The 14,304-nt window shown below is 37.9% G+C and carries 12 protein-coding genes; 1 reads left to right on the top strand and 11 read right to left on the bottom strand.

What is annotated here, in order from left to right; all coding sequences use genetic code 11:
* The first annotated feature begins 142 nt into the window (after nucleotides 1–142).
* Nucleotides 143–2,140, top strand: coding sequence for an FAD-dependent oxidoreductase (locus SRRS_RS17720; protein ID WP_371362398.1), 1,998 nt, complete (start codon nucleotides 143–145; stop codon nucleotides 2,138–2,140).
* 99 nt (nucleotides 2,141–2,239) lie between these two features.
* Here the strand turns inward: SRRS_RS17720 and SRRS_RS17725 are convergent, their stop codons facing one another.
* The 11 genes from SRRS_RS17725 to SRRS_RS17775 all read right to left on the bottom strand — a co-directional run bounded on the left by SRRS_RS17725 (nucleotide 2,240) and on the right by SRRS_RS17775 (nucleotide 14,224).
* Nucleotides 2,240–3,400, bottom strand: coding sequence for a MalY/PatB family protein (locus tag SRRS_RS17725; protein ID WP_371362400.1), 1,161 nt, complete (start codon nucleotides 3,398–3,400; stop codon nucleotides 2,240–2,242).
* 84 nt (nucleotides 3,401–3,484) lie between these two features.
* Nucleotides 3,485–5,260 (bottom strand): allophanate hydrolase, encoded by a 1,776-nt coding sequence (atzF, locus tag SRRS_RS17730; RefSeq protein WP_371362402.1) that lies wholly within the window; start codon nucleotides 5,258–5,260, stop codon nucleotides 3,485–3,487.
* 73 nt (nucleotides 5,261–5,333) lie between these two features.
* Entirely contained in the window at nucleotides 5,334–6,527 is a 1,194-nt protein-coding gene (locus SRRS_RS17735; RefSeq protein ID WP_371362404.1) for an amidohydrolase family protein, read from the bottom strand.
* Between the two features lie 159 nt (nucleotides 6,528–6,686).
* Complete coding sequence (locus SRRS_RS17740; protein WP_371362406.1) at nucleotides 6,687–8,273, bottom strand: PucR family transcriptional regulator; 1,587 nt, start codon at nucleotides 8,271–8,273, stop codon at nucleotides 6,687–6,689.
* Between the two features lie 1,090 nt (nucleotides 8,274–9,363).
* On the bottom strand, nucleotides 9,364–9,999 hold the full coding sequence (locus SRRS_RS17745; protein WP_371362407.1) for a DUF6624 domain-containing protein: 636 nt from the start codon (nucleotides 9,997–9,999) through the stop codon (nucleotides 9,364–9,366).
* A gap of 146 nt (nucleotides 10,000–10,145) precedes the next feature.
* Nucleotides 10,146–10,613: a pyridoxamine 5'-phosphate oxidase family protein gene (locus tag SRRS_RS17750; protein WP_371362409.1), complete on the bottom strand. Its 468-nt coding sequence runs from the start codon at nucleotides 10,611–10,613 to the stop codon at nucleotides 10,146–10,148.
* A 71-nt stretch (nucleotides 10,614–10,684) separates the two neighbouring features.
* Nucleotides 10,685–11,098, bottom strand: a complete 414-nt coding sequence (locus SRRS_RS17755) for a RidA family protein (protein ID WP_371362411.1) — start codon at nucleotides 11,096–11,098, stop codon at nucleotides 10,685–10,687.
* 125 nt (nucleotides 11,099–11,223) lie between these two features.
* Nucleotides 11,224–11,685 (bottom strand): N-acetyltransferase family protein, encoded by a 462-nt coding sequence (locus SRRS_RS17760; protein WP_371362412.1) that lies wholly within the window; start codon nucleotides 11,683–11,685, stop codon nucleotides 11,224–11,226.
* 238 nt (nucleotides 11,686–11,923) lie between these two features.
* The gene (locus SRRS_RS17765) at nucleotides 11,924–12,814 is read right to left on the bottom strand and encodes a GNAT family N-acetyltransferase (protein ID WP_371362413.1); all 891 of its coding nucleotides are present in this window, start codon (nucleotides 12,812–12,814) and stop codon (nucleotides 11,924–11,926) included.
* Between the two features lie 153 nt (nucleotides 12,815–12,967).
* Nucleotides 12,968–13,492 (bottom strand): nitroreductase family protein, encoded by a 525-nt coding sequence (locus tag SRRS_RS17770; RefSeq protein WP_371362414.1) that lies wholly within the window; start codon nucleotides 13,490–13,492, stop codon nucleotides 12,968–12,970.
* Nucleotides 13,493–13,825: 333 nt separating this feature from the next.
* Nucleotides 13,826–14,224 (bottom strand): GNAT family N-acetyltransferase, encoded by a 399-nt coding sequence (locus tag SRRS_RS17775; protein ID WP_371362416.1) that lies wholly within the window; start codon nucleotides 14,222–14,224, stop codon nucleotides 13,826–13,828.
* Nucleotides 14,225–14,304: the final 80 nt, after the last annotated feature.

Raw genomic sequence — 14,304 nt, forward strand, 5'->3', positions numbered from 1 at the left:
GATTTAGTAAAATTATTTTGTCAAACTCAAGGGGCGTATAAATATTCAGAAATATAAGTCCAATTGACTTCTCTCTCAAAAAAAGATAGAATTAATTGCGATGAATGCATTCACCGAATTAATTCTATGGGAGGGATTCCACTTGAAAGAAGAACATAAAATTCTCTTTGAGCCTATAAAGATAGGTAAACTTGAGTTAAAAAACAGGTTTGTTATGGCACCTATGGGTCCCGGCGGGTTATGTGATGCCGACGGAACCTACAATGAGCGCGGCGTAGAATATTATGTGGAAAGAGCAAAAGGTGGCACCGGACTACTTATGACCGGCGTAACTATGGTCGAGAATGACATTGAAAAATGCGCTTTACCATCCATGCCTTGCCCAACACTCAATCCTTTAAACTTTGTCAAAACCGGTAAACTAATGACAGAAAGAATACATGCCTATAATGCTAAAATTTTCCTTCAGTTATCCGCCGGGTTTGGGCGGGTTAGTATTCCTTCCATTGTAGGAAATACCGCAGTTGCTCCCTCTCCTATACCACACAGATGGCTTTCTAATGTTACCTGCAGAGAATTGACGACCGAAGAAATAAAAACCTATATTAAAAAATTTGCAGAATCAGCTGCTATCGCCAAAAAAGCAGGCTTTGATGGCGTTGAAATTCATGCAGTACATGAAGGCTATCTTCTCGATCAATTCGCAATTGCATTTTTTAATAACAGAACGGATGAATACGGTGGTAGTCTCAGAAACAGACTTAGGTTTGCGATAGAAATTGTACAAGCTATCAAACAATCCTGTGGGCAAGATTTTCCGGTCTCACTTCGTTATAGTATCAAAAGTTTTATTAAAGATTGGAAAAGCGGCGGATTACCAGGAGAAGAATTTCCAGAAAAGGGACGAGATATCGAGGAAGGCATTGAAGCAGCCAAAATTCTTGAAGAAGCCGGCTATGACGCCTTTAATGGCGATGTAGGTTCCTATGATTCTTGGTACTGGAGTCATCCGCCTATGTATCAGGAAAAAGGATTATATTTACCATATAATGCAATATTGAAAAAAGTTCTAAAGGTTCCGGTTATAACCGCAGGGAGAATGGAAAACCCTGATCTTGCAAGTGATTCAATAAAACAAGGCAAAACAGATATGATTGCATTAGGAAGACCGTTGCTGGCAGATTCTGAAATACCTAACAAGATTAGGTCCGGTAGATATGATAAAATACGCCCTTGCCTGTCGTGTCAGGAAGGCTGTATGGGCAGACTGGCATCATTTGCTACTATATCATGTGCCGTAAATCCAGCTTGCGGCAGAGAAAATGAATACGGCTTATGGCCGGCTAAAGCAGTTAAAAACGTAATGATTGTCGGCGGTGGCGTAGCTGGCTGCGAAGCAGCAAGAGTATGTGCAATAAGAGGACACAAAGTTACATTATTTGAGAAGACCGGCAGACTTGGTGGTAACATTATACCTGGTGGTGTGCCGGACTTTAAGGATGACGATAGAGAACTGGCTAGATGGTATACTGGCGAACTTGAAGATTTAAATGTAACTATACATTTTAATACTAAAGTTACCAAAGAAATTGTTCAGGAAACAAACGCTGATGTGGTTATAGTTGCAACAGGCTCCGCACCAAAAATGCTTAAAATTGATAATGCTAATAATGTTTATACGGCCGAAGAAGTGCTTCTTGGCAAAAAAAATGCTGGCAATTCCACCATAATTGTCGGCGGCGGACTTGTCGGCTGTGAAACTGCTTTGTGGTTAGCTGACCAAGGCAAGCAAGTTACGCTCATTGAAATGCAAAACGATATTTTAAAAATTGGCGGACCATTGTGCCATGCCAACGAGGATATGCTTAGAGATTTAATGAAGTTTAAAAAAATAGATGTGAGATTAAATACGGTTATAGCAGGAACGACAGATAATGGCTTCCTGTTGAAATCTTCCGACAAGGAAGAAGCTATAATTGCTGATTCAGCAATCGTATCCATCGGCTATAATTCCCAGAGAAGTCTATATGACGAAATAAAATTCTATGCTCCCCAAGTACATTTACTAGGTGATGCCAGACAGGTACAGAACATTATGTATGCTATCTGGGATGCCTATGAAGTGGCTAGAAACATCTAGTATCAAATTAATGCTTCCTCCTTTTTTCTGACATAACAAACCTCCCATGGTAGTCATTTTTATCCTACCATAGGAGGTCTTTTTTTAACCTAAAGAAACTTACAAACTGCCTATTATATGCCGAATTCTTTTTAACGCCTCTTCTAAGAGACTCCTTGCGCATGCAATATTTATGCGTTGAAAACCTTCGCCATCTGTACCGAAATTTTCACCACCAGTTAATGCAACTTTTGCTTTATCGTAAAAGAGGTGTTGCAATTGTGCCGGTTGCATCCCCAGTCCTCTACAATCCAGCCAAACCATATAGGCACCTTCAGGTCTGATCACTTTAATTTGAGGAATGTACGTTTCAAAATAATTGCTAAGATAATCCAGATTACCCTGGAGATATGCATTGAGTTCGTTTAACCAGGGTTCACCTTGACTATAGGCAGCTTCCAGTGCCCTCATACTGAACACATTGGTTGCAAAGTCAAAATCATATCCACACATCGTTTCTTCATACATTTCCCTGTATTCACTATTGGGGATTATTAGTATACCATAAGTCAATCCCTGCAAATTAAACGCCTTACTAGGAGCTGCAAGTACGATTGATTGCATTGCCAAATCTTCTGACACTGAAGCAAAGGGAATATGAACATGTCCGTCATAGGTAATATTCGCATGTACTTCATCGGAAACCACCATGACACCATGTTTTTTACAAATTTCTCCTATTTGTTGTAATTCATCCCTAGTAAAAACTCGTCCGGTTGGATTTTGTGGATTGATGAGAATAAACATTTTTGTCTTTTCATACGCCAATTTACTCTCAAAATCCATCATATCCATATAATATTTTCCATTATTAAGAATCAAGGAGCTAGTTATCATCTCTCGTCCACTCTTCTCAATAATTGTGGCAACGGGATGATAATAAGGAGAACTAACAATAATCTTATCTCCAAGTTTAGTAAATGTATCCACGCACATTCTCATGCCCGCCCATATTCCAGGACTATTGGCAATCCATTCTTTACGCAAGTCCCAGTTATATCTCCGCTTATACCAATTGATAATGGCCTGGTAGTAAGAATCCGACTTGAATTCATAGGCAAACATACCAACCTTGGCACGTTCAATCAGCGCTTGTGTAACACAGCCCGGAGATTTGAAATCCATATCCGCTGTGCCCATTGCGATGATTTCAGGATTTTTGTAGCGATCCCATTTAATCGAGTTTGTATTTAAACGGTTTATCTTTTCATCAAACAACATTCGTAAAATTCCTTTCAAAGTACATTTAATTTATGTTGTCCATCACTATATCACAAAACTGGTAATTTCTCGAATCATTTCGGTTTATATATTCCGCCAACCTCCGGAAGCAGTAATATCTTCTGCACCTACTGCGGCATAATCTTCACAGATAAACCCCGGAACTTCCTGGCCGTCTTGAAGCTCAACCTTGCCAATACCAAGCGGAGCAGGAATGGAAGCTGTGAAACGCCCAAACGCATCAATGGGCATTTCCCATAACTCAATAGCAATAGACGAACCGCCGGTCAGCTTTTTTATAAGCCCGGGTTTTGCAGGAACTGTCGGCAGCTTGACCAGTTGGTATTTGGCTGCTGTTACATCTTCGCGGATAAACTGCGCACCCGCTTCGATCATTTGCTTTTCAAACGGATAGCCGCGCATATGCAATCCGCATACGGCAATAAATGTAGTACTCGTTTCGGATGCAAGGGCCGTGTCGCCGGTGTTGCCTTTTTCCAAGGTAGTAGTAACTTTATCCGTAAATAAATCTGCCGTACCGCAAATCAGATCTTCATTTTCCGAAAGTGCAAATAATGTTATACCAAAAGGAATCTGCTCTGCTGCGTAGCCAGAAGGCACCGCAACTGCACATAAATCCAGGAGATTACAATGGTTGGTATAACGTCCCATATCAGTATTTGTCCCGATCGGGTCCAGCCGTGCCTGCTCGCGAGTCCAGGTCCCGCCACAGGTAGGCATTGCAAGCACAGCGTTATTTAATAGTTTTCTCGCTTCAAGCTTATATTTTTGTAGCCTATGCATGGCATTGAACACCGAAGCTGCATGATGTTCTTCAGCCGCACCAGTGCGAAGAATTTTTTCGGTCACGGAAAATGTTGCTCCGGGGTGCGATTCAATAAACTCGTCGAGATTAGCCCAGCGTTCGGCAACCCAAGGACCCCCGTAAAGAATGAATCCTGCTTGGAAAAACAAATCATAATCTATATATTCAACAGGTATATTTAGTTTTTCGAAGCAGCTCATGGCTTTATACCAGGCGTTACGATACTCATTCGCGTAGGGGCCGAAAAATTTAAGAGGTCCTTTAGGAAGACAAATTTTTTGGGGAAGTCTTGCTATCGGGAGCGGTAAGCTTTTGCCCCATGGATCGTTATCATCGACGCCACGCACAACCAAATCCACTTCAAGTGCATCCTCCAAACTATGCGCAAATACAGTTACACAATCAAGACTCGCACATGCAGGAACGACTCCTCTAGTAGGCCATGCTCCGAGACTTGGCTTGTACCCAACAAGATGATTCAAAGCAGCCGGTACGCGGCCGGATCCTGCTGTATCAGTACCCAGGGAAAAAGCCGCGTGTCCGCGCGCAACGCCAACAGCAGAGCCTGAACTGGAGCCTCCGCTGATCAGTTCCTTACGTAAAGAATTATGAGTTTCACCATATGGACTTCTTGTTCCTACAAGCCCTGTCGCAAACTGGTCCAGGTTTGTCTTACCCACAGGAATTGCTCCAACAGCCACCAGCCGCTCAACTGCTGCAGCATGTCTATCCGGTGTGTACGCATAATCGGGGCAGGCGGCGGTGGTAGGCACTCCTGCCAGGTCGATATTATCCTTGATTGCAAAAGGTATACCCCACAAGGGTGAACTCTTGGGGTCGATGGAACTCAGCCGGTCCAAATGTGGTTTTATCATTTCCATATCGGGCGGTATGATCCAGATATTCATCTCTGCGTCTTCAGCGGCGCGACGTATAATCTCAATGACAACGTCTTCCGGTGTAATTTCTTTTTTTAGATACATTTCTCGCAGCCATGTAATGTTCAGAGTGAGTGGATAATTTACTGTCTCCATTTTATAATTCATCCTTTCTTAGGTTGCATGAAAGATGGCGCGCTGAATTTAAATAATTATATTTAATCGCTGTTTAGAAATTTAATGTATTGTTCCGAAAATATCCATATAACCTTTTTTGTGCAATTATCGCTTCACCGGGCGTTGCTGCATCGATAATAATAAAATCTGCCTCTTCTCCTTCGTAAATATGATAATCTGCACCAAACATCTCGATTGGCTGTCTGGTAATCATATCAAAGAGAAGATCAATGTCGTCATTGCCTCCCATATGACACCCGTGTGCGGCAATTAGAGCAGTTTCTAATAGGTTGCCATTCCCAAAAGGATTAAATGGATCTCTTATGTTATCGGAGGCCAGTGCCGTTGGAATGCAATGTTCCTGATAAATACGCTTGATCGGAGCAATGCCGCGACGAATATTGCAGGTATCTCCTCTGCCTTGTAAATAAAGATTTGTAGACGGTAGTGAAACAATTTTAATACCTGCCATATGAACCTTCTCCAAAATAGAATCGACTATTTCCGGAGGATTTGCAGCCAGACTGCAGCAATGCCCCGCAGTGACTCTGCCTTGCCAGCCCATGCTAATTGTTGTGTAAGCCAATTGAAGCAGCGTCATACAATCCGCTCTATCAGTTTCATCAATGTGCATATCAATATCAACATTGTATTTAAGAGCAAGCTTAAATACCATATCAATATGTTTCTGCGGATCTAAATCATTTACCGGAATTCCTCCCACAAGATCCGCCCCTGCCGCAAGCGCCTGATCAAGCGCCTGATAATTTTGAGGTTTATCAACAATGCCTTCTTGAGGAAACGCCACAATTTGAATTTGCATAAGATGGCGATATTTCTTTTGTAATTCCTTCATAACAAGTATTGATCGTATTCCAATGTTTTTATCAACATCTATGTGAGTACGTAAAAAACGAGTTCCATTTTTATAACACATCAAAAGTGTACTTTCTGCGCGCTCATAAATATCCTCATCGGTCATTTTCGCCTTGTATTCGCTCATGATTGCAATTGCCTCAGCCAATGTTCCCGACCGATTAGCTACACGCGTACTAATTAAGGCCTTATCCAAATGGGTATGCAAATCACAAAAACCCTTTAGTACCATTTTGCCTTTCAAGTCAACCACTTTGTCGAAGTTGCCTTCTTCTACGTTAGATACAAAATCAATTTTTCCATCACAAACAGCAAGATCCACTGTTTTCTGCTCTAAAACCAGATTGGCATTTTTAAAGAAATATTTCATAATGTATCCCCCTTATCTTTATAGCGCTGCGTAACATAGCAATTAAATTAGTTATCATCTCAACACACTTTAACACACTTTTGTACACCATGTCATTGTTGCTCAAAATAAAAGCAACAGCAAATATTTGTCATCAAGAGACAAACATTTGCTGTAATATCAGATTTTATTTATCGCTTTAAGCCATAAATATATATTATATGCAAAAACTATCTCACCTTGGTTTTGTCCAGGCTCAAGGTCAATACCTAGTTGCCGGATTTTGTTAGCTCTATATCGCATAGTATTGTAATGAACATAGGTATATTCTGAAGCTTTTTTTAAATTAAAATTAAGTCGCATCAAAACTTGTAACGTTTCCAAAAAATCAGTTCCATTTTCCTTATCATAATCAATCAATTCTCCGAGTTTGTCTCGTACGAAGTTCACCAAGAGGCTAGTATCAGGAATCTGCTCAATTAATTCAAATATACGATTCTGGCTGTATAAGGCAACAAACGAATTTGGATATATAATATTTCCTATGTTTACCATGTTAATCGCCTGTTTATAGGCGATGTCAAGCGTATCAAACCTTTTTGACGCTTTTGAAATTCCAATACCAATCTTTATTCGCATGCCAACCCTTTGTTCTAATTTGACAATAATTTTGGTGTATAAATCATAAATTTTTTGATCATTCTCGCTTTTATCAAGAATAATCAGAGCATCATTAAAATACACAATAAATTTATTATTCAAAAATGACAATTTTTTGCTGACAAAATTGTAGTCAATTAATTCATTGTAAAATTGCTTTTTAATTACTTCGTTCTCCGTAAATAGCTTAATAGAAACCACATATTGTGGAAAAACGAGTGGAAGATTGAATACTTTTATTTTATTTTCGAATTCAATTTCTGAACGCACTTCTCCCTGTAATAATTCACGAATGAATACATCTTTAAAGTTGCGTTGATTTATCGCAACAGCATAATTCTTTAAAAAAACTAAAGCAAATAACATAGCAGCCTGTTCAATCGCTATTATTATTTTTTCATTTGTTTTACTAGTATCCGGTACGAATATATAACCAAATAAATTCTCTCCCGCTTTAATTGGATACAATATATGCTCGTTCTCAAACATTTTTTGATTTTCTAAACTCTCATCTGCTAACTTGTCCACTATCTGCCAATTTTCCATTGATTCATCTTTAATTGCTGCACAAATACCAGACAACTCTTTGTCTAACAAAAAAATATTCTTATTAAGTAATTGTGCAAGTTTTTCCACAAGTTTTTCCACTCCAGTTCCGCTAAGCAGGTGTTCTATCATATTTTGATGAACGTTATCGCGAAACTGCAGTTGCGTCATATGTTCATTTAAAGACATTTCGAGAATCTGATTTATGAGTGTGGAAAGATTGGCATTTACAGGCAACTCAATAATTGGAAATCCCAATTGATTTGCCTGATCTAACATAATCTGCGGTATTTTCTCTATGTAACGCAATGGTTTAATGCAAATTCCTGCAACCTTCTCACTGCATAGTTGAGGAATCAACTGTTCCATTTCTTTAGGACTGCTTGCAATTGGAAATAATGTCGTAATCAGCAAGGTATTTTCTTCCAAATAAGGTAAAATGTCTGGAACCTCCATTAAAGTAGCGCCAGTTACAACGTGGCTCAATCCTTCTTCTCCCGCAACAACTTTGATATTTTCAAATGCTTTTAATTGAATAACATCCTCAACAGTTTTAAACATTCCTTCTCGCCTCCATTGAATTAGACTTTCGTTATTCTATTATTTATAAGAGATTCTAGCATAGATATACAATTAGCCTTTAGCCGCAATTATGCTTAACAAGCTCTAATTCTTCTCTTTTAGGAGTCCTTTTTAGCTTCCGATCGAGCAATTCCCTTTTTCGATATTCTCGATCCTGTAAACCTGTTGAAATGATATTCTGTTTTTTTATCGCACCTAGTCACAGACCTATCTGAGATATTGAGGTTTAATTTCTGTTGTTCACGATTCCCTTGGATACATCAGATTCTGGTTTTCCGTCCAAGCCTCGTGCAGCTACGCTATAATCCTGGATGACACGCGATTATGTATATATCCTGCAGTAAACATTCTGAACCTTCTTTACCTATAAGATTACTATATTTATAATAATACTATACTATATGGAGTCAATATATATTCAGATAAAAACCCATCTTTTACGGTTAAGCATTTTGTCGTTTTTCAACAAATACTTACCGTCTTTTTTATTTCGAACGACAATGAACTACCGGAAATAATATGCTACGATATTTACAATTCAGTATCCCAATTCCAGATTCTCAGTTTTTGCCCCCATGCTGCCGGGTAAGCAAGGTCGGCATTCCTAGGGAACCGGGGAAACCACTGGGTGACTTTGGCGATAGATTAGTATCCTAAAGGAGCGAATCCATATTCTTCACCCTATTAAGCAACCTATAGTAGCCTAAATTCAATTGGCAGTACGACATGTACCCCTGGCAATCGATTGTCACTTTCGGCAGCCTATTCGTCGCTATTTTCAGTAAATTGGGGGTGGAGCGGCGGCAGCGTTAATTAATTTTGTCGTCTGCACTGCGGCGCTGTCTTCCTGCAACAGCAATATACCATCTATATGCTAAACCCCAAAGACTGGCTATGCTTAAGAACGTTTCGGCCTAATAACAGGTACTCTTTAAATTTATATAAAAAAAAGATAAGCAAGACTGACGTCAGTTTTCAAAATGGCGTCAGTTTTGCTTTCAACTGGATGCTCCTGATTATAATAATCTCTATAAGCTGCAATTAACGCCCCGTGCTTCTTACCAGGTTCTTAATTTCCATAAAATCTTTTACAGTAGATAATATCATCCATTGTACACCAGCCCACTTTCATCAACCATGCTTCTTGCTCAGAGCGCATTTTCAATGCTTGCGCCTCTGATATATCCTCATTATTGCTAAAATATTGTTCGACTTTCTTTAAAGGAGGCAATCCGGCATTTACTCGTAAAGCATCTATATTTTGAGGCATTTCGAGCCACCATACTCCGAACTTCCCATTCAATCCATAATCAAACTGCGTACCATATTTTTGAGGCTTACGTCTGAAGAAAGATATTCTATCACTAAGATATGCTATACTTTTCAATGGTATTTTTGTCTTTGAGCCGGATTGTATAAGCCGGTAGCAGTCACACATAAAACTTGGATCACTGATTGCGTGCTGTACAATGCGCCATGCTGCAATATGTACTTTTTCTCCTACCTTGTCAATTGTCGGAAAGCCGTATTTATTTATGATCTTCTTAAGGCGGTGGCTATTTTGCAAATGTACTTTTTCCATGGCAGGATGGTAACCGTACTTTTTTAATTCTCCCTGATCTTCCAAGTTTTTGAGAGTAGACAGGTCTGTTTGTTCCATATTCAAAATTTCCTGGCAGATTTCTATTGTGAATTCACTGCTCACTTTTTTACTACCCCTTCCAGCAAAGAATATTAAATAATCTATATAATGCTCAATCCCTTGCAGCTGCCGAAATATAAGTAGGCATCAAATTCTCAATCTTCTTCAGAAAAATGAACGTTGGATAAGACAAAATCGCAGTGTATTTATCAGTCTTCCGACGTTTTTCCTGTAAGATGCTCAATGGTCATTTCCAGAGCAGTAAGCTTTGACAGGTACCCAGCGATGACTGAATCGACTACATCCAAACGTTGGGGAGTGTTTTTTTCGCAAAGCAGGCGTACAGCACGGGTTATGTCTACAGGGTCTTGCAGTATACGTACCGTTCCAAAGGCGATAACACTTTCAAAATGCGCCGTAAAAATTTCTGGCAACATTTTAGTATCTCCTACAACCGTAAAACAAGCTTTGGAGCTGTGTAGGATATTGTCTAATTTATGCCCCTTTACCGCGCAGTGAAAATATAGTTTGTTGTCTGTCAATACATGGTTTAAAGGCACTCCATAGGGCATACCATCTTCTGATACAGTAGATAAAACGCCATAAAAAGCGGTCTCCAATATTCTCCGAGTACGTTCACTATCTAACTCTTGCTTTGCGAGCCTCATTGTTCTCATTTTCTTTTCTCCTTTTCGTTTATTCCCCCACCCAACTATTACTTACTATACAATGACGACATAAAACATAATTACTTTGCGGCCCATACTTCTATTTCGATTTTTAATTCAGGCCATCCTAATTCACTTATATATGCTACAGTCATAGACGGTGAATTTTCACCGAAAAGTTCATCCCACTTAGGATAAAAGAAATCCCAATCTATTTGCTCCGTAGCCCAAACATTTACTTTTATAACATTATCCGGATCTAACCCTTGACTAGATAGTAAGCTGGAAATATTAGAGAAAGTATTGCTTACTTGCTCATTAAGATTTGAAGGAACATTTCCTCTAAAATCTACTCCTACTTGACCTGAAGAAACATAAATTTCAGAATCTCTTGGTATTTTAGTAATATGACTATACTTACCAACTGGCGCTGGAACTCCAATCGGATTTATTCTTTCTATTCTATTATTAACTTTCGATTTATTATTTTTCATTAGATTACCTTCTTTATAGATATAAATTTAACTACTATAAATTGATCTTGATTTTTAAAAGGAAGTACCCTCTTCTCAAAATATTATCTTGGTAAAACAGCAGGACTGCCTACACCCAATTATGCTCATAATGAACACCGCATAGTACGCATTACTTCAGTAAAGCTTTCATTTTTATAGAGTTTATAAGCCTTTAAATTCTCACTGAGAACGTTAAGCTCCAGATATTCCAAATTACGTTCTTTTGCCCACAGCTTCACTGAATTTATCAAAGCCGTCCCTATACCTTGGTCTCTTGATTCTGGCTCAACTGCAATATCCATGAGAAAAGCATATTTATGCTGAACAATGCAATTATACGGAGGTGTAACTTGCTCCTGAACAAGAGCAAATCCTACGACATGTCCATGATTTTCCGCAACTATAATATCGGCACTTTCACTTTTAATAATTGATGTTAAAAACTCCATGTCTTGATTTGTCGCTTTAAAATATGCTGGTTGCAATTCACACATATATGCAAATAATATTTTGTATATATTATTAATTTGATCTATATCCTCTTTCTTAGCTGTTCTAATATTCATTTGATTCCCTCCTGTTCATTTTCAATACAGTAAGACAGTAAGACATTTCTACACCAGTTATGCTCAGATGATTTGCTCTACGTAACTCTTCCTTTGAGAGCCTCATTGTTTCTCATGTGAAGTTGTTCTTAAGCAAAACCTTCTTACCATAGGTCCAATCCCTATGGATTTTTTATTAGTTCAATTTCATTTTACAATGAGCCAAAAATACAATCTAAAAAGAGGCTCATTTAAACGATTAATAGTGAGATGTTAAAGGAAAGATAAAATTGCCCTTAATTACAGGCTGTTTTGATCGAATAAATAAAGCATCATCATCGAATGGGGCAACTTTCGATGTCATGCCTTCTAATTTAAAGTCAGGTGTGAAATAGAATTGAACTTTTTCCATTGATTCATTAATTACACTCTCTAAAATCAATTTAATATCTTGATCATTCAACGTGATAATATCATAAATATGTAAAATATCTTTATCCTCTTCCATTATGACAATCGTTTCTAATTCTTCAATATAGTAAATGGATTCTTCGAATACTAATGTAAAATGAAACATTGATAAACTATCATGACTCTCAACACCTAAAATCGTCGAAATGGGTTTACGATTTAATGCGAATTTTTCCATCAATTTCAAATCTTCTTCTGCATCAATACTAAGCTTTTTTATTTTCGCTTTAGAATTAGGCTGAATTGAACTCTTCACAATATCTAAGAAAAAGTCACTTTCGTCTAAACGTTCAAAACCGAATTTAGGATAAAAATCTAGGACTGTATCGTTTGCAAATAAGTACAAAAAATCACAATGATCCTCATATTTTTCTATAATATGATTCATTAATTTTTTTGCTAATCCTTGATGGCGATAATTTTCATCTGTCATAACCGTACTGATTTGAATACCTTTATATTTTTTACCTTCTATAATAATTGACATCTCGCTAACCGAAACATTCGAAATTACTTTTCCTTGATCAACAAAAGAGTATGGAATATATTTCTCGTTCCAATACCCTCTGCTATACCAATTTCTAAAATCTCCTTCCAATACATTTATCACTAGTTTATTAAAACTTTCTCGCAATTGTTCATCACAACGATAGTCGCTAACTAGTTCATATTTTTCCATTGTAATTCTCCCCATTAAATTGTTCTATTAAAATTCATACTGAACAATGCGACTATACGGAGGTGTGACTTGCTCCAGCAAGCGCAAATCTTACAACATGTCCATGATTTTCCGCAACTATAATATCGGCACTTTTACTTTTATGCAAATCCTTTATTCGCTGTAATTTTCATACATCACTGTTTCTCCAATTGGCTTTCGTTCAGTGATGTGCCGATTTGCGCTTAGAAACCCCTTCTCTGGATAGCCCAAAATCAGTAATGCAGAAGGCTGAATATATTCTGGAATGTCAAATCCTTTTCTTATAATTGCGGGGTCAAATAACCCCACCATCACACTGCCGATATTCAATTCTCTTGCAGCTAACATCATATGGTCGCACACAATTCCAATATCTAAATCACCAGAGCATTTGCCGTCAAATGGTCTGATTAAAGCATCTCTTTCATCTCTACACACTATCAGAATGCATTGAGAACCAAATGTTTTGTAGGCCTTCTGTACTTTTAAAATACTATCAGCTTCTTGAACTACAATAATTCGTTGCGGTTGTTTATTGCAAGCAGATGGTGCAACACGTCCCGCGGCCAAAATTCTATCAAGTTTATGCTTTTCTATTTTTCTATCTGAAAAGTCACGAATAGTACAACGGTACTTAGCTAAATCTAGAAAGTCCATATTTTTCTCCAATCCTATATGATCAAAATATAAATTAGTTTTTGATGCTCATTCTAACGCTTTTTTCCAATGCCTTAACAAAGCTGATTTGCCTCAATATCTGAAGGAAACACAGATTATATGACACAAAACCTTTGTAAATTGTTATACCGTCTTTCCATTTCATTGCCCTAAGCCTCCTAATACAATATAAATTTGCCAACCTCAAACCTGAGGTAAAACGCTTATTTGAATGTATTAGTTCTATCTTTTCGGCAGCAAATCCGCATTGTTTACTGTCTTATCCTTTAACTGCAATTAACGTTTATAGTTCTCATCAGGTTCTACTTAATATTAACGCTTAACATCCCGCGTCATACCAACAGAAAATTTTGCAAACCCCAATTTTTCATAGTAAGGCTGTAACTTTTCCACACATAATAACTGTGGAATTACCCGTTTTTGTTCACAGTATTGAACCAGTCTACTTATTATTTCTTTACCAATTCCTCTTGATTGATAATCGGGCAACACGCAAACACCACATATCACTCCTGTAATAACACCATCAGATATAATACGCCCCATACCTACCAATTTATCCTCACTAAAGGCATATACTGAATACCAACTATGCATACACATTTGTTTCAACTCATCAGTTGTTAAATTGAGTGAATCCCATCCTAAATCTTTATATAAATCAAGCAATTCTTTGAAATCAGCGGGGGATTCTGTTCTATAATCAAACATTTTCGCTCCTTTAGATGCGCTACTAATTGAAATTAAATATCACTTTCCGAAGTTTTTATTGCACTAGATAATGTCAGCCT

Source organism: Sporomusa rhizae (assembly GCF_041428845.1).
In the GTDB taxonomy this organism is placed as follows: Bacteria; Bacillota; Negativicutes; order Sporomusales; family Sporomusaceae; genus Sporomusa; species Sporomusa rhizae.

Bases quoted from the DNA above. Each gene is read 5' to 3' on its own strand.
- SRRS_RS17725 (WP_371362400.1), bottom strand. From the start codon at position 3,400: ATGTTGTTTGATGAAAAGATAAACCGTTTAAATACAAACTCGATTAAA.
- atzF (WP_371362402.1), bottom strand. From the start codon at position 5,260: ATGGAGACAGTAAATTATCCACTCACTCTGAACATTACATGGCTGCGA.
- SRRS_RS17735 (WP_371362404.1), bottom strand. From the start codon at position 6,527: ATGAAATATTTCTTTAAAAATGCCAATCTGGTTTTAGAGCAGAAAACA.
- SRRS_RS17740 (WP_371362406.1), bottom strand. From the start codon at position 8,273: ATGTTTAAAACTGTTGAGGATGTTATTCAATTAAAAGCATTTGAAAAT.
- SRRS_RS17750 (WP_371362409.1), bottom strand. From the start codon at position 10,613: ATGAGAACAATGAGGCTCGCAAAGCAAGAGTTAGATAGTGAACGTACT.
- SRRS_RS17755 (WP_371362411.1), bottom strand. From the start codon at position 11,098: ATGAAAAATAATAAATCGAAAGTTAATAATAGAATAGAAAGAATAAAT.
- SRRS_RS17760 (WP_371362412.1), bottom strand. From the start codon at position 11,685: ATGAATATTAGAACAGCTAAGAAAGAGGATATAGATCAAATTAATAAT.
- SRRS_RS17765 (WP_371362413.1), bottom strand. From the start codon at position 12,814: ATGGAAAAATATGAACTAGTTAGCGACTATCGTTGTGATGAACAATTG.
- SRRS_RS17770 (WP_371362414.1), bottom strand. From the start codon at position 13,492: ATGGACTTTCTAGATTTAGCTAAGTACCGTTGTACTATTCGTGACTTT.
- SRRS_RS17775 (WP_371362416.1), bottom strand. From the start codon at position 14,224: ATGTTTGATTATAGAACAGAATCCCCCGCTGATTTCAAAGAATTGCTT.